At 69.1% G+C, this 20168-nt stretch carries 16 protein-coding genes and 1 pseudogene; 7 read left to right on the top strand and 10 right to left on the bottom strand.

The window, feature by feature from the left end:
- Positions 1-160: 160 nt before the first annotated feature.
- Together AB0D44_RS06845 and AB0D44_RS06840 are read right to left on the bottom strand one after the other, a co-directional pair.
- On the bottom strand, positions 161-1702 hold the full coding sequence (locus tag AB0D44_RS06845; protein WP_362585469.1) for an AMP-binding protein: 1542 nt from the start codon (positions 1700-1702) through the stop codon (positions 161-163).
- Between the two features lie 241 nt (positions 1703-1943).
- Positions 1944-3080 (bottom strand): winged helix DNA-binding domain-containing protein, encoded by a 1137-nt coding sequence (locus tag AB0D44_RS06840; protein ID WP_362585466.1) that lies wholly within the window; start codon positions 3078-3080, stop codon positions 1944-1946.
- A 358-nt stretch (positions 3081-3438) separates the two neighbouring features.
- On the opposite strand from AB0D44_RS06840, the gene AB0D44_RS06835 reads away from it, so the two are divergent.
- Together AB0D44_RS06835 and AB0D44_RS06830 are read left to right on the top strand one after the other, a co-directional pair.
- On the top strand, positions 3439-4608 hold the full coding sequence (locus tag AB0D44_RS06835) for a magnesium and cobalt transport protein CorA (RefSeq protein ID WP_362585463.1): 1170 nt from the start codon (positions 3439-3441) through the stop codon (positions 4606-4608).
- Positions 4609-5313: 705 nt separating this feature from the next.
- On the top strand, positions 5314-9078 hold the full coding sequence (locus AB0D44_RS06830; RefSeq protein WP_362585460.1) for a hypothetical protein: 3765 nt from the start codon (positions 5314-5316) through the stop codon (positions 9076-9078).
- Positions 9079-9104: 26 nt separating this feature from the next.
- Here the strand turns inward: AB0D44_RS06830 and AB0D44_RS06825 are convergent, their stop codons facing one another.
- The 4 genes from AB0D44_RS06825 to AB0D44_RS06810 all read right to left on the bottom strand — a co-directional run bounded on the left by AB0D44_RS06825 (position 9105) and on the right by AB0D44_RS06810 (position 11203).
- Complete coding sequence (locus AB0D44_RS06825) at positions 9105-9344, bottom strand: tyrosine-type recombinase/integrase (protein ID WP_362585457.1); 240 nt, start codon at positions 9342-9344, stop codon at positions 9105-9107.
- Entirely contained in the window at positions 9284-10252 is a 969-nt protein-coding gene (locus AB0D44_RS06820; RefSeq protein WP_362585454.1) for a site-specific integrase, read from the bottom strand. The genes AB0D44_RS06825 and AB0D44_RS06820 overlap by 61 nt, the downstream gene beginning before the upstream one ends.
- A 186-nt stretch (positions 10253-10438) precedes the next feature.
- Positions 10439-10717, bottom strand: coding sequence for a helix-turn-helix domain-containing protein (locus AB0D44_RS06815; protein ID WP_362585484.1), 279 nt, complete (start codon positions 10715-10717; stop codon positions 10439-10441).
- 246 nt (positions 10718-10963) lie between these two features.
- Complete coding sequence (locus AB0D44_RS06810) at positions 10964-11203, bottom strand: helix-turn-helix transcriptional regulator (RefSeq protein WP_362585451.1); 240 nt, start codon at positions 11201-11203, stop codon at positions 10964-10966.
- 567 nt (positions 11204-11770) lie between these two features.
- Between AB0D44_RS06810 and AB0D44_RS06805 the strand changes: the two genes are divergently transcribed.
- The 5 genes from AB0D44_RS06805 (at position 11771) to AB0D44_RS06785 (ending at position 16821) form a co-directional block, all read left to right on the top strand.
- On the top strand, positions 11771-12691 hold the full coding sequence (locus AB0D44_RS06805) for a hypothetical protein (protein WP_362585448.1): 921 nt from the start codon (positions 11771-11773) through the stop codon (positions 12689-12691).
- The gene (locus AB0D44_RS06800; RefSeq protein WP_362585445.1) at positions 12688-13386 is read left to right on the top strand and encodes an ATP-binding protein; all 699 of its coding nucleotides are present in this window, start codon (positions 12688-12690) and stop codon (positions 13384-13386) included. The genes AB0D44_RS06805 and AB0D44_RS06800 overlap by 4 nt, the downstream gene beginning before the upstream one ends.
- A gap of 845 nt (positions 13387-14231) precedes the next feature.
- Positions 14232-14627 carry a plasmid mobilization relaxosome protein MobC gene (locus tag AB0D44_RS06795; protein WP_362585443.1) on the top strand — a complete coding sequence of 132 codons (396 nt, stop codon included), beginning with the start codon at positions 14232-14234 and terminating at the stop codon, positions 14625-14627.
- Positions 14624-16324: a relaxase/mobilization nuclease domain-containing protein gene (locus AB0D44_RS06790; RefSeq protein WP_362585440.1), complete on the top strand. Its 1701-nt coding sequence runs from the start codon at positions 14624-14626 to the stop codon at positions 16322-16324. Before AB0D44_RS06795 ends, AB0D44_RS06790 begins: the two co-directional genes overlap by 4 nt.
- 113 nt (positions 16325-16437) lie before the next feature.
- A complete protein-coding gene (locus tag AB0D44_RS06785; protein WP_362585437.1) occupies positions 16438-16821 on the top strand; it encodes a hypothetical protein in 384 nt (127 codons plus the stop codon).
- Positions 16822-16931: 110 nt separating this feature from the next.
- Here AB0D44_RS06785 and AB0D44_RS06780 read toward each other — a convergent pair whose 3' ends face one another.
- The 4 genes and pseudogenes from AB0D44_RS06780 to AB0D44_RS06765 form a co-directional block, all read right to left on the bottom strand.
- Positions 16932-17486 carry a flavoprotein gene (locus AB0D44_RS06780; protein WP_362585434.1) on the bottom strand — a complete coding sequence of 185 codons (555 nt, stop codon included), beginning with the start codon at positions 17484-17486 and terminating at the stop codon, positions 16932-16934.
- A pseudogene (locus tag AB0D44_RS06775) lies at positions 17483-17692 on the bottom strand (transcriptional regulator); the annotation flags it as partial. The pseudogene AB0D44_RS06775 and the gene AB0D44_RS06780, both read right to left, overlap by 4 nt.
- 33 nt (positions 17693-17725) lie before the next feature.
- Positions 17726-18568, bottom strand: coding sequence for a DUF1932 domain-containing protein (locus AB0D44_RS06770; protein WP_362585431.1), 843 nt, complete (start codon positions 18566-18568; stop codon positions 17726-17728).
- On the bottom strand, positions 18565-19932 hold the full coding sequence (locus tag AB0D44_RS06765; protein ID WP_362585429.1) for a hypothetical protein: 1368 nt from the start codon (positions 19930-19932) through the stop codon (positions 18565-18567). Before AB0D44_RS06765 ends, AB0D44_RS06770 begins: the two co-directional genes overlap by 4 nt.
- Positions 19933-20168: the final 236 nt, after the last annotated feature.

The raw sequence follows: 20168 nt of genomic DNA, 5'->3' as shown, positions 1-20168 counted from the left end.
GCCGGGCGCGCCCGCTCGGCGCGGGGTCCGCGGGGGCCGGGCGGCGGCGGGGGCCCGGCGGCCGCGCGGGCCCGGCGCCCACTCGGGCCGTCGTCCGCGCGGGCCGTCGTCCGCCCGGCCCGCGCGGATCCCACCGCGCCGTGTTTCCGGCCGCCGACGCTCAGTTGACCTCTCGGTCCAGGCCGGACCAGTACGGCCGGCGGAGCTTGAACTTCTGGATCTTTCCGGTGGCCGTCCGCGGGATGGCGTCGCGGAACTCGACCGACGTCGGCGCCTTGTAGCCGGCCATCCGCTGCTTGCAGTGGGCGATGATGTCGGCCTCCTGCGCGGTGGCCCCCTCGGCGAGCACCACGAGGGCCTTGATCGTCTCGCCCCACTTCTCGTGCGGGACACCGATGACGGCGACCTCTGCGACCGCCGGATGGCTGAAGATCGTATCCTCCACCTCGATCGACGAGACGTTCTCGCCGCCTGTGATGATCACGTCCTTCTTCCGGTCGGAGATCGTCAGGTGCCCGTCCGTTTCGTCGATCGTGCCGCCGTCACCGGTGTGGAACCAGCCGCCCTCGAGCGCCTCCGCGGTCTCCTCGGGCTTGTCCCAGTACCCGTCGAGCACCACGTTCGACCGGGCCAGGACCTCACCGGACTCGGAGACCTTCAGCTTCACCCCGAGAGCGGGCAGCCCCGCGCGGGACAGCTTGCGCGCCCGTTCCTCGGCCGGCAGGTCCGCGTCGGCGGGCCTGGCCCGGTTGAAGGTGAGCAGCGGCGAGGTCTCGGTCAGGCCGTAGATCTGCGTGAACTCCCAGCCCAGCTCCTCCCCGACCCGCTGGATCGTCTTGCTCGGCGGAGGAGCGCCCGCGCAGACGATCCGTACGCGGTCACGGCCCGGGATCTCGCCCTCCCAGGTCGCCGCCGCGTCCAGAACCGCGTTCCACACCGCGGGCGCGCCGCACATGAGGGTGACGCCGTGTTCGTCGACCCGGCGCAGGATCTCGGCGCCGTCGACCTTGCGCAGCACGACCTGCTTGACGCCGAGGCCGGCCATCACGTACGGCATTCCCCAGCCGTTGCAGTGGAACATCGGCAGCGTGTGCATGTAGACGTCGCGCTCCCACACCCGCGTGTGCAGCCCGAACGTCAGACCGTTGACCCAGATGTTGCGGTGGGTCAGCCGTACCCCCTTGGGGCGGGCGGTGGTGCCCGACGTGTAGTTGATCGTCGCGGTGGCGTCCTCGTCCGGGTTCGACCACGGGCGCGGCTCGACGCCGAAGCGCATCAGCTCGCTCTCCGTCCGCGTGCCGAGAACGAACCGGTGGCGTGCCGTGACCCCGGCGAGCGCGTCGTCCAGCTCCGGATCGACGAGCAGGACCGAGGCCCCGCTCTGCCGCACGACGTAGTCGACCTCCTCGGGCTTGAGGCGGAAGTTGACCGGCACGCAGATCCGACCGCTCATCGGCAGCGCGAACAACAGCTCCAGCATCCGCGCGGAGTTGTGGCTGACCACCGCCACCCGCTCGCCCTCGCCGACACCGAGCCGGTCGAACCCGGCCTGCCAGGCCCGAACCCGCTCGCCCAGCCGCCCGTACGTCGATACGGGCACGGGCGCGGCAGGCTGGTCCGGCTCGTCGACCACGCCGGGGCTGGAGGAGAACCCCAGCTCGGCCCGGTCGAGGAAGTCCGCGACGGTCATCGGAATCCGCATTGCTCTCTCCTGGTATCGGGGCAACTGCATGGAGGGGCGCCGACATCGGAATCGGCGGCGATCGGGCGGCCGGCCGGCGAGGTGGTCAGCCGGTCGGGTGGTCGGCCGGTCGGGTGGTCGGCCGGTGAGGTGGCCGGCAGGCCAGGTGGTCGGCCGGTCACGTGGTCGGCGGCTCGGCGGCGGGTCGTCATGTCATGCCGGGCATCGTGCCGCGTGGGGCGTACGGACCACCAGCGCCGCGTCAGCCGTGGATTGACCCGAAGCGTACGGAGACCCGGCCCGGCTCCCCGCTGTTCCCGGGGCCCTCCGGGCCTTCCGGGCGGCCCATCACCCTCAGCATCTGCTCTCCCTCGGCGGCGATCTCCTCCTTCCGCGCGGCGGAAGTGTCGTGGAACAACTGGACGGTGAGCGTTTCTCCGTCCTGCCTCCAGAGACCCGCGAGAAAACCGTCGACCAGGAGGGTGCAGTGGGCCTGGTTCCCCGTCCAGGTGCGGCCCTTGATCTCGGGAGCGACGACGCGGGTGCGGTCCGCGTGCGAGAGGAGGAGGTTGTCGAATTCGGGGAGGAAGCGGGGCGGCGCCGGCGTGTCCGCGTCGGGCCGGGGCGCGTCGGGCAGGTCGAAGAGCTCCACCCCGTTCTCGTCCCGGAAGACGGCCAGAGCGGGGCGCAGCCGTTCGAACGCCTCGCGCAGCCGGGTCAGGCCGGCCCACACCTGCATGTCCTTCACGGAGGCGGGACCGAAGGCTGCGAGGTAGCGCAGGACGACCTCGTCCACGGGCTGCGCGGACCCGGCGGGCCGTCCGAGCCAGTTCTCCACGGTGGTGAGCCGGACCTGCCCGCTGCGCCCCCACACGCCGCGCGGAGTGACCTGGACCAGCGGCAGACGGCAGCGGGCGGCGACGGAGAGGGACTGCGGGTCGGCGTCGGGCCATTCCCCGAGCAGCTCCTCGCGGAGCTCGGCCATGGTGCGCGGCTCGTCGTCGACGAAGGCGCGGGCGAGCTCGGCAAGCCGCTCCAGGTCCACGCCGGCGAGTCCCTTGCGGAAGTGGTTCACCTCGCGGTCCCGGGCGGGCTGGACCAGGGGACGCAGGGTGAGGGCGTCCTGAACGGTGTGCGTGTGGATCGTCGACCGCATGGTGACCATCCGGACCACCTCCCGGGACTCCATCAGCCCGGCCAGCTCGGCGGGGCGGAAACCGGCGAGGCGGGCGTGCAGCTGGAAGTAGGGCGGCTTCACGTTCTGCGCCTGGAGTCCGAGGAGGTGCCCGACGGCGTCCCGCGCGGACATCTCGGCGCGGCTCAGCAGGAGCTGTCGGGCAAGCGTGGCACGGTTGAGCGCGCGGGTGCCGAGTACGGCGTGCGATGTCCTGGAGGCCATGACAGCAAGCTATCCGCCCTTGCGGACACCCGCTGTCCTCAACCCGGACCTCGGCGGCGAACTCTCCCCGCAGGCTGATCGCCGGGGTGATCCTGGGCCGATCCCGGGGTGACCCTGGGCTGATCCCCCGGGGTGATCCTGGGCTGATTCCCGGGGTGATCCCCGGGGTGATCCTGGGCTGATCCCCGGAGTGATCCCCGGGGTGGTCCCCGGAGTGATCCCTGGTGATCCTTGGGCTGATCCCGGCTGACTCGTGACTGATCCCCCGTGAGCACGCCGCGGGGCCCGCCCTCCACCGGAACGCCCGTATATCCTGCACCTTGCCCGTAAACAGCCGTTCGACCGGAGCTGACCTGCGATGTCGGAGCGCCCAGACCGCCGCCCCTCGCCTGCGCCCACCGGAAAGCGCGCGGGATGGCGTCGCCCCGCTTCCCCGCCCGCCACTCCCCCGTCGGGACCCCCGGCCGGCCCGCAGCCGGCACCGGCGGCCGCCACGCCCCCGGACCACCGCAGTGTGATCGACTCGGCCGTCTACCACGACGGCCGCCGCGTCGCCTCCCCCGCCACCCTGGCGGACACCTTCCGACGGCTGCGCGAAGAGCCCGACGGCATGGCCTGGATCGGCCTGCACCGCCCGACCGAGCCCGAACTCCACTCCCTGGCGGCCGAGTTCAACCTCCACGAACTGGCCGTCGAGGACGCGCTCGAGGCCCACCAGCGGCCCAAGCTGGAGCGCTACGGCGACACCCTCTTCGTCGTCCTGCGCGCGGCCCGCTACCTCGACGCCCAGGAGGAGGTGGAGTTCGGCGAACTGCACGTCTTCGTCGGCCCGGACTTCCTGATCACGGTCCGGCACGGCGGCGCCCCGGACCTCTCCGGGGTCCGCCACCGCATGGAACAGACCCCGGAGCTCCTCTCCCTCGGCCCCGAGGCCGCCCTGTACGCCATCCTCGACGCGGTGGTCGACGGCTACGCCCCCGTCGTCGAGGGCGTCCAGACGGACATCGACGAGATCGAGACCGAGGTCTTCCGCGGCGACCCCGCGGTCTCCCGCCGCATCTACGAACCCTCCCGAGAAATGGTCGAGTTCCAGCGCGCCACCCGCCCCCTGGTCGGCATGCTCCACGGCCTGATGGCGGGCTTCGCCAAATACGGCACGGACGAGGAACTCCAGCGCTACCTCCGCGACGTCGCCGACCACGTCACGCACACCAGCGAACGCGTCGACGGCTTCCGCCAGGCCCTCACGGAAATCCTCACGGTCAACGCCACCCTGGTCTCCCAACAGCAGAACGCCGAAATGCGCGCCCTCGCCGAGGCGGGCTTCGAACAGAACGAGGAGATCAAGAAGATCTCCTCGTGGGCAGCCATCCTGTTCGCACCCACACTCGTGGGAACGATCTACGGCATGAACTTCGAAACCATGCCGGAACTGAAGTGGGCAGCCGGCTACCCCTTCGCGATCCTGCTGATGGCAGTAGTCTGCGTGAGCCTGTACGTCATCTTCAAGAAGCGCGACTGGCTGTAGACGGCGGGCAGGAGTCTCTGGTCGAGTTCGCTACAGCGAACGTCTCCGAGAGGCCAATCCGGGGCCCTGGGGAGAATCTGGGGAGAATGCGCGGTGCCAGGGAGCAAGCCGTGCCCCTCCCACCTGCTGCTCCACGCGTTCCGTGCGCTTCGGCTTGAGTCGGACAGCCGCCGCTGACCGTCACCGAGAGTGCCGGCGAACACCACGCCAGCGCTTCCCTGGGAGCTGCCGACCGGCCCGCAGAACATCCACGACACTGGCGTGCCCTGGACCATCCCCACCGGCTCCTGCGAGTGTCGAGCCACCAGTGGTAATTCGGCTCCCGTCGCCCCTGGGCAGCGCGAAAACAAGCAACCGTTGAGGAAGCTCCTCAGTGACCGTCTCGGAGACTTCATGCTGGTAGGCCATACGGCTGTCCAACGGGCCTGCAATGCTTCTCGGATGACCAGCAAGAGCAGGGGGCGTAGCAGGCGGGCTCAGCCCCCCGTGTCTGTGCAGCAAAGCGAACCGACCAGCGGACCTGGCGAGGCCTTGTGGGTGTCGACGCGTTCGGGAGCACGCGCCGGCCGTGGGTTCCACTACCAAGACGCTGTAGGGGCGTGGCTGTGCAGCCGCGTTCTGTCCGGCGCCCTCGACTCCGATCGCATCGTCCCGGAGGGTCTGGAAGACCTCTCGTGTGATGGACCGACACCCTGGCATGTCCAGGTGAAGTCCCGACAGGAACGGATCGGCGACTTCACCGCACCCGAGGTTGCCGAGCACCTCGTCGCCATGGCCCTGGCGCACGCGAAGCGTGTACAGGCTCGACTGGAGGGTCGGCCCCTTCTTGTCCTCGAGCGGCCAGTTGAAGGCGAATGGTTCACCCAGTGGGGCGCCCCCCTGAGTGATCTACCGCGAGGCCACCGGTTGCTACAGGCATTCAACGCGAAGGCCGCGAAGGCCGGCCTGACCAAAGATGAAATCGACGCATGGTGCAATGCCGCCAGTCTCTACGTCTTGCCATGGCGTGCCGCCGCCGACGACACCCGCACCGCTGTAGCCCATCGGCTCGGGCTGCTGCCGGTAGCTGCGGAGGCAGTCGTGCTGGCCTTGCGCAGCGCCGTCGCAAGACGGGCCGATGCCAACGCTGAGACGACCCTGTCGGGAGCGGCAGGACTAAGTCGAACGAACATTGCAGGGATTGCGACCGAAGTCGCGCAAACCATCGACCGCGCATCGCTGGAGGAGGCACTGGCCACGGGCCTCTGCGAGCCTGTCGACTTCGACCGGCCGCTCCAGGCCGCCGGCTTCCACGAAGGCGTCAACGTGCAGCCGGGCCACATCACTGCCGGGCTTCCGGCCCCCAGGCCTGTCCTGACCGGGCGGGTGGCGGATGCGATCCATCGGGGTCAGAGCGTCCTCGTGACCGGCCCGTCGGGCATCGGCAAGTCCGCCGTGATGTGGACGGCTGCCTACGTCACCAGACACGTGCTCTGGTACCGCATCAGGCGGCTCCAGGCGGACGACGCCGTCCCGCTCGTAAGGCTTGCGAGGGCGTTGCAACCCACGACCCGCTCTCCGGTCGGATTCGTCGTGGACGGCATCGGTATCGGAGCGGCCGAGGCATGGGATGTCCTCTACCGCGAGCTCGCCCCGATCCCCGGTGTCCTGCTCCTCGGCTCGGTCCGGAGCGAGGACCTTCTGCCCCTCCGAAGCCGGGTCGACTGTACCCAGATCGAGGTCACCCTCGATGAGGAGGTCGCCGAGCAGATCCACGCCGGGTTGTCGGCCACCGGCACCACGGCTGCCGCGCATTGGCGGGAAGCGTACGACGCGGCAAACGGCCTGACCCTGGAATTCACGCATCTACTCACCCGCGGACGCAGGCTCTCGGACGTCCTGTCAGAGCAGGTCGAGCGGCGCGTGGCCGAAGGACGCCAGACAGAGATCGAGATCCTGGCCAGGATCTCGATCGCCCACCAGTGGGGCGTCGATCTGCCCGTACGTACACTTCAGCAACAGCTGGGCCTTGGAGACACGGACCTTCGCACGGCGTTGTCCCGCCTGGCCGATGAGCATCTCGTCCACGAACGGCGGGGACTCCTGTCCGGGCTGCACCAGCTGCGCTCGGCGCATCTGGCCGACGCCGTACACGCGATTCCGCCGCCGATCTTGGGCGAGACCGTCCTCGCGGTGATGCGCATGCTGGTGGACTCACAGCTTCAGTCGTTCATCACCGGTGTCCTCACCGAACACCCCGCGCTGGATCCCGTCGTACTGGACCAGATCGTGGTCGAACTCGGCCAGCGCCCCTCTGTAAAGGCGACCACCGGCGTTCTGCAGGCTCTTCGGCTGGTCGACGTCAACCGCACTGCGGCCGGTTGGCGCCGGACCCTCGACCGACACCGGATCCCGCCCGCGTTGCGCCGCACCACCCTTCAGTTCGCGCTCGTGGACGGGGACCTGCTGCCGCAGCTCAAACCCGAGATCGCCGAAGCCATCACCGAGATCCGAGCGGCGGATACCTCCGGTTCGCCGCTGCGCGACGCGCTCGTGGAACGGCTCGGCAAAGCAGCGATCAGTCTCCTCCTGTCCCAGTGCGGGGAGCCCGTCGAATCCCAGCGGTTGCTCGCCGTCCTTGCCGGGACTGGTCTGGATCTGGCGGGTGGGCCGAAGGTACTCGCCAATTCGCCATTCGGGCAGCTACTCGCCGGCGCACCGGTCGATCTCCTGGGGGACATCCTCTCCACAGCCCGGACCGCATCGGTGGCCCTGGCCGAAGAGCTCTTGCAACTCGCAGGCGGGGAGGAGCGTGTGCTGGGCAGCGTAGCGGCCCATTCACCGTGGGTCACTGAGGCGTCCATCGTCGATCGCGAGGGCACCCAGGTCGCATACGCCCGTCTCCTCCACGTGTCGGACCAGGCACGACCGGACGCCGAACAGGAGGTCAGGGAGCTCGGGCGGATGCTGCTGCGCTGCCTTCCACAGTGCGAGAGTGCCGACATCCAAAATCTGCTACCCGGTGGGCTGCCGCTGACCTTTGGTGACTTCACCAGCGGGGTCAGCCTTCTGAAGCGGGAATACGACAGATCGCCCGCCACGGTGGCGTGGACTCGCACCCGCACACTGATCGGTGCAACGGTGGCTGGCCATACCGACTGGACCACCCGCACCGCAACCGCAGCCTCCTCACTCCCCGTGCTCCACCAATACCTGACGGATCTGACCCAGGCCTGGTGCGTCGGTCGCGGTCGACCCAAAGAGGTCGAAGGCCTACGCACGACGCAGGCAGCGCTACTGGACTGGGCCGCGTCACTGACGCTCCCCGTCGACACTTCGTTCCTGTCCACGTTGCCCGTCGGTGACGACGTTCCAGGAGGTGGAAGCGACCACCTGCAACACCTGGTGGACGGGATCGCCGAGAACCTCACGCGAAGGCTCGCCGACCCCAACGGGTATGCAGCGCTCGCCAGCTACGTCGGCGACAGCCTGCCAAGCCTCGCCTTGCAGGTGCGGGATGAGGAGCGCTGGCACCTCATCGGCCAGGACCCTCCGGATATCCTCGATCACCTCGTGGGGAACCTCGCCGACCTGCATGCCGTTCTGGCCGAACTCGCCTGGGGCACCCTCGGACACAAGGAGCTCAGGGCCGCGGCGCGATCAGGACCATCCGCGCAGGCACTCTCTCGGGCAGCAGACCTTGCCCGCCGAGCCGCCGGCGCACGAGCAGAGGCCCTGCCCCTGAAACTCCAGTCCAGCGCCAGGGCAGCAGGGATCCGCATCAGCTGGTACACCAGACCTGTCTCAGACCCGGACTCAACGGAGTGGCCTGCCACGGAACTTGCGGTGGGTGTGCAGCTCGCTGAACTCACTCAGTGGCCGACGGCAGTGGAACAGCTGTGCTCGCTGCTGAAGCACGATCCCGGCTCCCAGGGCAGCCGTAGGGCCGTCCTGCTCGTTCCCTTTGTCGACGGCAAGCCAGTCAGGCTCATGGCGCAACAGCTTCAGGCGGCCCTATGGCCGGGGACCGGTCTCTTCGACGCTTGGAGCACCGAGCTTCCTGAAGGACACCCGACGCCGCTCACCGAAGCTGCCCTCGACGCCCACCAAGCCCTCCAGTGCCTCTCGGGTCTGGCTCACCTAGCGACGCTCAGGGACACAGACGCGAGGCACCGGAACATCGCCGACGAGGCGGTGGCGCAGTTTCAGCAGGCACGCAGCGTGGTCGCTGGACTACGCCAGGGGGATCCGGTCATCGCTGCGATCCTCGACTTCCTCGACACCCTCGCTCGTCGGGTGGAGAGCGAGATCGCCGAGGGCCCTGCCTTCCGGGACTCTGGCGTGACGAACCTCGCTAGCGCCATCGCCCAAGGGGCGACCGCGCATCCAACAGAGGACTACCTCCAGCTGGACGGCATGACGGCCATCACCCTGCAATGGGACCTCGACCCCGACCATGCGGCGCGTCTCCTCGCTGCGACCGACGGTTGAGGGCATCGGCGGGTCGAGGCGGTTCGTCACGCTTCGGTGAGACCGGTAGTGCTCTGGTGGGACAAGACAAGGTCCTCAGGTACGTACTCGGGCACCGTGCGGAGTAGTGCGTCGATGGCCGCGCGGCCCTTGCCGCCGGCCTCCGGCATGAAGTGGGCGTAGTGGTCGAGGGTGATGGTCGGGCTTGAGTGACCGAGCCACCGGGCTAGCGTGACGATGGACTCGCCCGCTTCGAGGAGGACCGAGGCGTAAGTGTGCCGGAGCACGTGGAAGCCGTTCTTGCGTGAAGCCTTCCACCGCGCGCCCTTCTCCCGTGCGGGGATGACTCCGGCCGCGGCGAGGGCCGGCTTCCAGGCCTCGTCGTTGAAGATGTTGGCGCGGATGCGTTGCCGTACGTCGTCGTGAGGACAAGCGGGAAGCGCTGCTTCTCCCGGTCGGGCTCTGGTCCGCCCCAGGGGAGCTCGACGTCGACCACCGCATGGTCGAGGAAGTACGCGGCCAGTTCCGTGGCCACCGACCGGGGCATGTCGACGATGCGCGTCTTGCCACCCTTGGGAAGGGCGAAGTAGAGGCGCCCTGAGAGAAGTTGCACCTGCCTGCGCACCCGGATGACACCTCGTTCGAAGTCGATGTCCCTCGGCGACAGCCCGAACACCTCTCCCTGGCGCAGCCCACACCCCAGCGCGACGACGACCGCGATCCGGTAGCGAGGATTGATCACGTCCCGCACCCGCTGCGCCGTTGCCAGCGGCCACGCGTCACGATCCTCGTCGGGGGCCTTCGGCCAACGCACCGTCTTGGCCCGCATCGGGTTGCGGACGAGGCGCTTGTCGTCGATCGCGGTCTCGAAGATGTTCGACAGCGAGGTGAGGATCTGCCGGGCGTACCGCGGAGAGCACTCGCCTTCGAGCGTGGCTATGTAGCCGCGCAGGACGGTCGCCGACACGTCGCGCAGCGCCACCGCACCGAGGTGCGGAAGGATGTGGAGTCGTACACGCTCGTCAACTCGTTTGACCGTGCCGGGCGCGCCGCGAACGCCGGCGCGCCAATGGCGCGTGACGAAGTCCGTCAAGGTGATGGAGCCGTCGCGCGGGTCGACGAACTCGCCCCGTTCGCTGTCGGTGCCGGACCGCCGGAGCCACCCCTTGGCGTCCTCCAGCACGTCGAACGACATGTCCCGGACGCCCGGGATTCCAGCGACACGATACCGAGACCCCTTGCCGTAACGGGTCGTACGCTCACGCTTCCCTGTGACGGGATCCTTCTTCTTTTTAATCCAACGGTCTTCGATATAGCCGGCCAAAGAATTCCTCGGGGTAAGGGTTAGGTGTAGGGCGGGTGGTAAGGCCGGGTAGATCGGTCAGGCCGTGGCCGAGTACCCGGCGCGGCGCTGCGGGGCGGCATTCACCGGATTTAGGGAAGTATTACTGCGGGAGTCCGCCTGCTCCTGTTCCCGGATCCACTCGTCAAGCGTTTCGATCCGGTACATCACACGTCCGCTCCGCCCCATCCGAAAACTCGGCGGACCTTGGCGACGGTGCCGCCACACGTAAAGGGTGGCGGGCGACAGCCCCAGGTATTCGGCGGCTTCATGCACGTTCAGAAAACCCCTACCCAGCGGCGACGCACGGGGAGACATACGGACATTCGCCAGCAATTCACTGTCACAAGCAACACTTCGCACGTATCGAAACCTTCGGGATCTTCCGTCAACAACCTGTGGCGACGGACATCGGGCATGACGAGTCCGCCCCCACTTGCTGACAGGCAGGTGGAGCGGACTACTTCTATGGTCTGGAGAATCCCCGGTTTGGCTGACCGGGGATCGTCGGGTATAAGCCGGGGCGACGTCACCGCGCACCCGCCCGGACCCTTACGTCGCGGGCTAGAGCAGGGCGAGCGGGGAGACACCGAGGGCGGCCGCAATGGCGACGAGGTCATCCACGTCGCAGCGCCGGCGGGTGCGTTCGATGCGGGACAGCATGGTGTTGGTCATGGGGTGGCCGAGCTCGGCGACACGGGCAGCGAGCTCTCGCTGGGCGAATCCGCGCGAGGTGCGCAGCCACTCGATGGCGTGGGCGGTCCGTTCTCCGGCGGGACCGATTTCCGTAGCTCTTCGGGGCATGCGTCTGTTGTAGCTCGGGTTCCCGGGTTCTCGTAATCACGGAAGCCCAGACATGGGACTTTGAGGCTCGTTTCGCGGAGAACGAACTGATGATTCCCGCATAGGCAGCCATTGCGGAACTACGACCCATCTCGGACCACAGAGGTGCGCACACCATCAGGGGTTCGGGCGACGGAAACATAGATCGCCTCGCCTACCCCGGTCAATGGCTTTCGACGTTCGATCTTCGCCGCTACCCCTGCGCCGTCGACTTTTTGGTCAACCGGGGATTCGCCCTTACTGTGAAGACGTTCGCGATCAGCGATGCGCTCTGACGCTTTTCGAGTGCGGATTCGCTGGACTTGCGCGGGCTGGGTGTGGCTGTCTTGGCTAAGCACCCCCGACAAAGGAATCGGCTCCCGGCGTTGCAGCGCCGAGAGCCGATGGGAGCCCCTTGTCCAAACCGCCCACTCCTGAACGGATCTGAGGAACGTCTATGCCCCACAGTACGGCCGAAGCAGCCGTCCGCACACCCGCGCCCACCCTGGCGTCGCCGTCCCAGCAGCAGACGAAGGCGGGGCGATAGGCGTGGCACGCATCCGCACCATCAAGCCGGAAGCCTTCAGCTCCGAATCGCTGGCCGCCGTCAGCATCACCGCGGAGCGGACGTTCTTCGGCCTGCTCACCCAGGCCGACGACCACGGCCGGTTCCGTGACCAGTCCGCCGTCATCGCAGGCCTCTTGTGGTCCCTGCGCCCCGAACACGGCCCGATCGAGGTCGAGGACGACCTCACCCAGCTCGCCGGCAATGAACTCATCTGCCGGTACGAGGGCGAGGACGGCAAGCGATACCTGCACATCGTGACCTTCTCCAAACACCAGAAGGTCAACCGCCCCAGCGGTGTCCGGCACCCGAACTGCCCTTACCACGACGGAGGCCGGGTACCCCTGACTTCACCGCTGGCGCAGGGAGGGCTCCGTGAGGCGTCCGCGCAGCATCAGGCACCCGCCCCGGAGCTCGCACCCACACCTCATGCCGCTTCGATGATCCCCGTATCCGCAGGTCAGGACGGGTTCAGTGAGCCCTCCGTGCACAGTCAGGGGGAGGTACGGGAGCCTGCGCCGAGCCCTCACGGTCCGGATCTAGGACCTAGGATCATGGATCTAGGATCTCCGTTGGGAGGCGCGAGCGCCCCCACCCCACCCCAGACCGTCACAACCCATCAGCTGGTCGGCGAGTACGCCGCCGCGTGCGGGAAGCGTCCCCCGGAGAGCGTTCTGGGCCATGTCGGCCGGGAGATCGGCAAGCTGTTGCGCGAAGGCATCGACCCAGAGCACGTCCGAGCCGGGGTCGAGCACATGCGCGTCAAAAGCCTCCACCCGAGCCTGCTGCCCAGCCTGGTCAACGAGGCCATGAACCCGCCCCAGGCCACCGCTGGCGCCCGCAGGGCCCCTCAGCCGTACACCAACCCCGTTGACGCCGAAGCCGCTTACGGAGGCCAGCTGTGACCACCGCGACCCGCGAACCTCAGCGCGTCGACGCCCTTGCAGCCCGTCTCCAGGCCATCCTCGCCGCCAAAGGCATCGACCCCGACACCGCCCCCGCAGGGCCCACCGTAGAGCCGGTGACCGCCTTGGAGCTCGCTGACCGCCGCATCCCGCCCCGCTACCGCGAGGCACTCGCCACCCAACGCGAAGTCCTGGGCTGGGTGGAGGCGGTCACCCTCGCCGGGCGGAACGGACCGGCTGGGACTCGGGGCATCGCCTACGGCCCCTCGCTGCTGATCGCCGGGCCCACCGGCATCGGCAAGACCCACCAGGCGTACGGAGCCGTCCGCTCGCTGCTGGCCGCCGGAGTCCGCCTGCGCTGGCAGGCGGTCACCTCCGCCGACCTCTACGCCCAGCTCCGGCCCCGGCCCAACCACGACTCCGAGCGGGAGATCCAAGAGCTCGGCCGGTGCCCACTGCTGATCCTGGACGACCTCGGCGCGGCCAAGCAGTCCGAGTGGACCGAGGAGCTGACGTACCGGCTGATCAACCGCCGCTACACCGAGATGCTCCCGACCCTGATCACCACCAACCTGCCGATCGCGGAACTCCGCAACGCAGTCGGGGACCGCGTCGCCTCCCGCCTGGCAGAGATGACCACCCGCGTCATCCTCACCGGCCCGGACCGCCGACGCGCCCAGCCGTCGGGCTCCTGACCACCACGGTCCCCACCCAGGTCGGTCCCCGTCATTGTGGGGACCGACCCACTGACCCGAGCCGTTCGGGGACCGTGCCATCCCGGTCCCGGTCCTGGTCCCCGTCCCGGCCCTGGTCCCCAACCTGGCCCCGGTCCCCGGCTGGCAGCAACCTCCCCCAGGAGGGGACCGGCAGCAGTCGATCGGGGACCGTCCCCTGATTGCGCTGCGCGCGCCGGGCGCCACGGGGACCGGTCCCGACTCTGTTTCCGCAGGTCACCCCGGCCTGACGTCCCCCAGCTCAGGTGGGACCGTCCCCACGGTCCCCACCATCCGGGACCGCCCTGCGGCGGTTCGGGGACCCGCCGGGTCACCACGTCGGGGACCGTCCCCACCCACCAGTACGGGGACCGAGACGGGACCGGTCCCCCACACCCCTGCCGCTGGGGACCGAGCGCCTCCCCGAAACGGGGACCGTCCCCGCCCGGTCCCCGGACAGCACCGGCAGCGTCTCGCGTCACGAGCGAGCGGTCCCCAACCGGTCGACCCCGCCCAACAGCCCCTTCACACGACCAGCCTCTACCGCTTCAAGGACACGCATGCACAACCCACCGCACGACGGTCCCAGCCACGACGAGCACATGCCCTCGCTTCCAGCCTCAGGAGGAGCAAGTTGTACCCAGAGCATTGCTCCCGTCGGGAGCAATGCTCTGGGCTCTCCCGCCCCAGGGGTGGCGGGAGCGGACCGGCACCAGAGGGCGCCGGTCCTTCGGGACGCGGCCAAGGCCGGATCGCACCACGAAACGGAGGGACTACACACCTGCCACACTCCCCGCTGCACGCACACCGCCCCAACGACATCGCACGTGCGCCAGCGTGAACGCCTGCCCGCCGAGAAGAAGCGCGTGCACCAGCCCAGCTGCCGCATGAACGACGATGAATTCCAGCTCCTCACCCACGCCGCGTCTGCCTGCCACATGAGCATCGCCGGCTTCCTCGCCCACTCTGCCCTGAAGGCCGCCCGCGACCTCGAACACACCGAAGCCGAGATCGCCACCCATCGGGAGATGGCCAGAGAGCTGTTCGCGCTGCGCCGGGCCTTCGGCCAAATCGGGAACAACCTCAACCAGGTCGCCACCGTCCTGAACTCCGGCGCCGACGCTCCGCACGCCAAGGCGGTCCTCGACGCCGTCCAGCGGACCGCCGAGCGCGTGGAGGACTTCACCCAGCGCTACTTGGAGACGGAGACTCCCGCCGGATGATCCCCCGCGTCCACAAGATGGGCACCCGCACCATCGGCCTGATCCGCTACCTCTACGGCCCCGGCACCCACGAAGAACACACCGACCCGCACCTCGTGGCGGCCTGGGACAGCCTCGTCCCCGACCCCGGACGCAACCCGAAAGCCACTTACGCGGACCTGCAAAGGCTCCTCGACCAGCCCGTCGAAGCCCTGCCCAAGTCACGGCGCCCCACAGAGCACGTATGGCACCTGTCCGTACGTGCCGCGCCCGAGGACCCGGTCCTCAGCGACGAGCAGTGGGGCGACATCGCCCGCCGCATGGTTGCCGCGACCGGCATAGCCCACGAGGGCGACACCGCCGCCTGTCGCTGGGCAGCCGTCCGCCACGCCGACGACCACATCCACATCATCGCCACCACCGTCCGTGAAGACGGCCGTCGGCCCCGCCGCCACAACGAAGCCAAGCGCTCCCAGGCCGAAGCCCGTCTCATCGAGACCGATTACGGCCTGCGCCGCCTCAACACCGGCGATGGAACCGCAGCCCAGCGCCCCACCAGCGCCGAGCGCCACAAAGCCGGCCGCTTCCAGCGGGAACGCACCCCGAGAGAGGAACTACGCGAGAGCGTCCGACGCGCGGCGGCCGGCGCCCAGAGCGAGGAGGAGTTCTTCGGCCGTCTCGCCCATGCCGGTCTCCTCGTAAAGCGTCGCCTGGCACCGTCCGGGGACCTCCTCGGCTATACCGTGGCCCTGCCCGACGACCGCAACAAGAACGGCGAACCCGTCTTCTACTCGGGATCTAAGCTCGCCCCCGACCTCTCCCTGCCCCGCATCCGCGAACGCTGGACCCAACCGGCAGAGCCCTCCTCGGACGAGGTCGTCTCACCGGAGCAGCCCGTTCTCCCGCCGGTGACCGGCCCGGCGTACGCCCGCCGCCGCGCCACCACGGCGACCTGGCAGGCACTGCTGCTCATCGAGCACGGCGACGACGGCATGGCAGCAGCCCAGATCGCCGCTACCGGCGAGGTCCTCGACGCGCTCGCCAAGACCTCCGCCGCCCACACCCGCAAAGAACTCCGGGATGCAGCCTTCGCGTTCGAGCGGGCCTCCCGCTCCCACGTCCGCGCCGTACGCGGGCACGACCACGCCCTGCGCCAAGCCGCGCACGACCTCGTCCACAGCGGACCCGCTCTCGGCCGCGGAGAGGACGGCGCCACCACCGCCATGCTCATCGACACCGCGTTCTTCCTCGTCACCGCGGCGGCGAACTGGCACGCCAAGAAGCACCACGCCCAGCAAGCCGAAGCCGCCCACCAAGCCGCCGAACACCTGTGCGCCGCCTACGAGATCGCGGCCGCCCAGCCGATGTCCGTGCTCCACCAGCGAGGCCGCTCCCTGCCACTACAGCGACGACAGGCAGCCGTCCTACGCCAGGCGCTGCCCGAGATTGCCGAACACATTCTGGCCGAGCCGGGCTGGCCCGCCCTGGCGGCCACACTCGCCGATACCCAGGCCGCAGGCCACAACCCGGCCCACCTCCTCGCAGAAGCCACGCGGCACCGGGAGCTGGACAGCACCACCTCCGTCAGCGACGTCCTCGTCTGGCGTCTCCGCCGTCTCGCTCACCTGCCTGCCGAACCCGCAGCATCGCTCCCCCGGCACGCGGCGCCCACACAACCGGCTCTGAAGGCCGCGAACAACGCCTCCCGCCGGCGCTGACGCCAGGGCGTGCCCCGTCCCTACATAGCCGACGATCCCCGGTCAGCCAAACCGGGGTTTCTCCGGAGCATTGAAAACATCACCACCGACCCCATCCCGTAAGGAACCCCCGCATGCCCGAAACCGAACTGCGCGTCGAAATCATCGCCCTGCTGCTGGACGCGGACTTCAAGCTCCGACCCGAAACCAACACCTGGTCCCACAGTGACGGGCGCCCCTTCACACGGGCCGAACAGGCCACCGCCTTCCAGGCCACGCGCGCCGAACTCGAAGCCGTGGCAGCACTGAGCGCCCGCAACGCCGCGGCTGCCCTCGAGCAGGACAACGCCGTGGAAGCCCTCATCGAGCTCTTGTTCTCGTACTTCGCCCGGCACCCCGAAGCCCGCATGGTCATGGACGTACTCCCGCACATGACCGAGGAAGACCGCGCCGAGTACGAGCGCCTGTGCGCCATCGCCGCTCCGGATGGCGGCATATACCTCCCCTACGAAGACTGACGGGCCCGGAACAGCACCCTGCGACCGGTGACCGGGTACCTCCCGGTCACCGATCGCAGGCGTTCCCGATGCGCAAGTCCGGCAGGCCTTACCCACTGGCAGTCGCAGGATCAGTGGTGGGCGGCCCCTGCCGCCAGCAACGGAGCCAGGAGATCGACGGCTTCCTCCCAGCGGAAGCGGTCGGCACCGCCGCCGGACTTCGGGCGGTGGGGCTCGTAGCTGCCGACCAGAACACCCATCTCGCGCAGCTCTGCGAGGCTCCGCTGGTACGCGCGGTGGGCGGCGAGGGCGGTGTTCACGTAGGGCAGGACGGCGGTGGGGATGCCCATGCCCGGGGCCTCGCAGAGGATGCCGAGGGCGAGGTTGTCCGCGAAGCCGGCCGCCCACTTGTTGACCGTGTTGAAGGTGGCCGGGGCTACGGCGACCGCATCGGCAGGCGGGAAGGACCGTGCGTCGCCGGGCGCACGCCAGGCGGAGCGGACGGGGTAACCGGTCCACTCCTCGATCGCGGCGACATCGAGGAAGGGAATCCCCTGCGGGGTGGCGACGACGCCGACGTCCCAGCTCTGCTCGTGCGCAGCGCCGATCAGCTTGCCGACGTCGCCCGCGATCCCGGCCGCGCAGACGACGACGTACAGGAAGGGCTTGCGCTGCGGCTCGGTCACGCGGGTACTCCCAGTCGGCGGCTGAAGTGGTGGAGCTCTGGCAGCGTACGCCGACGGTCGCGCGCTGCCATGTCGGCGACCAGGTCCCGGACGGCTGGGCGTCGCACGTCCTGGGCTGCGCAGGTCTCCGCGATCCGCAGGGCCTGGTAGCCGTCGGCGAGGCGGCCCTGCTGCGCGTAGGCACGGGCGGCTTCCACCCACAGGGCGCCACCACGCCACCGTCTTGAGGCGGCCGCCGCTCAGCGAGCAGGCTGTTCCCGCAAATGGGACAAGACCTCTGCGACCGGCAGGTCGTAGTGGTCCTTGTCTCCTTCCCAGCGGGCCATGACCGCGACCGCCGCTTCGGCCATATCCACAGGCAACCCGGCGGCGCGGAGCGTTTCGGCGACGTCCTCCATCTCCGGAGCCCAGCGCCAGGCGCGTGCGGCCACGCTGGGCAGGTATCCAGGGTCGGAGAGGATGTTGGACGCCATCACCTGCGCCTCGGCCGTGAGCTCGTCGCCGACGCCATGAGCGTCGGCCAGCGCGTGGGCCACGCCGGCGAGGGTTCGGGCGGCCTTCTGGTAGCTGGCGAACGCCATCTTCAGCGCGGAGGCTGAGCCGACGCTGCCGCTAGCGCGGCGGACGTGCAATGCGGTGTCCTTGAACACGGGCTGCACCGTGTCCACGGCCTGGGCTTCGCCGGCGAGGTAGAGGCGAGCAACCCGCTGGCCACCGGGCGGCGGGCCAAAGATCGCACCGTCGAGGACCATGGCGCCCGGCCTGATTTCCTCCGCGATTCGCTGCATTCGCTGGGGGTTGATCGCGTTGGCGTCCACGTACACCCCGGCGAAGGCGTGGCCGGCGACCGTGGTCGCCACGTCTTCGGCGGCCTGCGGAGGACAGATCGACAGGACGATCTCACTCCGTTCCAGCGCCTCGTCTAGCGAGTCAAACGCGGTGGCGCCGACTTCCTTCGCGCGTCGGCGGGTCGCGTCGCTGCGGCCTTCCGGCACCCACAGCACCTCGTGGCCTGCCTCGACGGCCTGGGCGGCGACGGCCGCGCCCATGGCGCCGGGGTGCAAGAGGGTCACGATCGTCACTGGCTGCCTCCTGGCGGGAGCTGAGCGGGCATGCGTTCCTGATGAGCAATGATCACCTCACGAAGGCCGATCGCGGCAGGTGATCCGGCCCCGGGGTGCAGCGCGAGCTGACGGCTGAAGTGGCCGATCCGGCGGTCGACGCTCTCGGTGCGGCGCCGGGCGCTGACCCCGAGGACGGCGTGGATCTGGGTCGCGGCTCCGTCGATGTCACCTCGGCCCAGCCGAGCCATGGCCAGGTCCATGCGGGCCAGGGACATCTCGCCGAGTCTCTGCTGCTCCGGCAGCGCAGACTGGAACATCTCCACAGCTTCGTCGGCGCGAGCCTCGGCGTCGCTGAGGTGTTGGGTGCCTGCCAGCCAGAGGTGCGTGCTGCTGGAGTAGAAGAGTTGCTTCTCGACGGGGAAGGCCATCATCCCGCCTGGCAGTTCGTCCCCCTCGGCGAGACGCTCTCGCAGGTGGTCGGCGGCGCTGAGGGCCGCCAGGGCATCGCTGTCCCTGTTGAGCTGGCCATAGGCGCGTGCCTTGATGCTCTCCACCCGGATCTGCGCCGTGCCGGACTCCGGGGTGAACGCGCTTCCGGAGTCCGCAAGGCGTACGGCGTCTACGGGGCGGCCGTCCCAGTACGCGATGAGTGCCTGGAGTCCGCGTACCCAAGAGCGCAGTCCGTTATGCCCCGCGAGTTCGCCGAATAGGAAGGCGGTACGGGCTTGTGTCTCGGCCGCGTCGTAGCGGCCCAGGTCGAAACTGGCGTTCGCCAGTACGCCGCACAGGACGCCGGCGCCCACGTAGAGGTCGGAGGTGTACCGCGGTGGCTGACGTCCTTCGAGAAGTTCGAAGGCGCGGTCTCGGAGGGCACGGACCTCGCGGAACAGGGGCCCGACGGGCCGGTTGGGGTACGTCATGACGAGGCGGCGGATGTCAGCTTCCAGCTGCTCCAGCGTGTGCGGTCCCACGTTGCTGCTCTCTGCCCTGGCCGCGAACTGCGCCGACTCATTCGCCGCCGCCATGACCACGTCTTCAAGGCCGTACTCGGATGGATCCACTGCATCGCGGTCGTCAGCCGCTGGGTGGTGTGGGGAGGGTCCCGGCTTGGACTCCGCAGGCCCGAGGAGTCGGGTGGCCGGGATGCCCGGAAACATGAACTCCAGGACGCGGCGGGCGACGGTCTGCGGGGTCCGGACCTCGCCATGCGCGTATCGGAAGAACTGCCGCTTCTCGATCGTCGCGGTCGAGATCGAGGGCGGTCCCTCCAACTCCGCTAATTGCTTGGCCGCCTGCTCGTAGCGCCGCTTGAAGACCTGGTAGTCCTGCCAGCCCCGCTGGTTGATCAGGGTCTGGAAGAGGGTCGGTCCTGATGGCTCCACAGCCGCTCCCTCATGCCGGGGTCCTTGTCCGGCATCCACGCTAGACATCAACAGCCGCCGATCGAAGATCTGTTGTCCAGAAATTCCAGGTGGAGGGCGAATAGACATCGGTTAGGCACGAAAGGGCCGCGTTCGGCGTCGTTCAGAGCCTCGTTCAGGCGGGAGCCGCCGGCAACACTTCGTCTTCGCCCCGGCAAGACAGCGGTCCCTGCGAGGCCGAGTCTCCGCCGTGGTAA

The organism is Streptomyces sp. NPDC048349, assembly GCF_040651925.1.
In the GTDB taxonomy this organism is placed as follows: Bacteria; Actinomycetota; Actinomycetes; order Streptomycetales; family Streptomycetaceae; genus Streptomyces.
This window is presented reverse-complemented; position numbering and strand designations above follow the sequence as displayed.

What these genes read in the sequence shown, in the direction of transcription:
- AB0D44_RS06845 (WP_362585469.1), bottom strand. Translation starts at nt 1,702, where the DNA reads ATGCGGATTCCGATGACCGTCGCGGACTTCCTCGACCGGGCCGAGCTG.
- AB0D44_RS06840 (WP_362585466.1), bottom strand. Translation starts at nt 3,080, where the DNA reads ATGGCCTCCAGGACATCGCACGCCGTACTCGGCACCCGCGCGCTCAAC.
- AB0D44_RS06835 (WP_362585463.1), top strand. Translation starts at nt 3,439, where the DNA reads ATGTCGGAGCGCCCAGACCGCCGCCCCTCGCCTGCGCCCACCGGAAAG.
- AB0D44_RS06820 (WP_362585454.1), bottom strand. Translation starts at nt 10,252, where the DNA reads ATGTCGTTCGACGTGCTGGAGGACGCCAAGGGGTGGCTCCGGCGGTCC.
- AB0D44_RS06815 (WP_362585484.1), bottom strand. Translation starts at nt 10,717, where the DNA reads ATGTCTCCCCGTGCGTCGCCGCTGGGTAGGGGTTTTCTGAACGTGCAT.
- AB0D44_RS06810 (WP_362585451.1), bottom strand. Translation starts at nt 11,203, where the DNA reads ATGCCCCGAAGAGCTACGGAAATCGGTCCCGCCGGAGAACGGACCGCC.
- AB0D44_RS06790 (WP_362585440.1), top strand. Translation starts at nt 14,624, where the DNA reads ATGATCCCCCGCGTCCACAAGATGGGCACCCGCACCATCGGCCTGATC.
- AB0D44_RS06785 (WP_362585437.1), top strand. Translation starts at nt 16,438, where the DNA reads ATGCCCGAAACCGAACTGCGCGTCGAAATCATCGCCCTGCTGCTGGAC.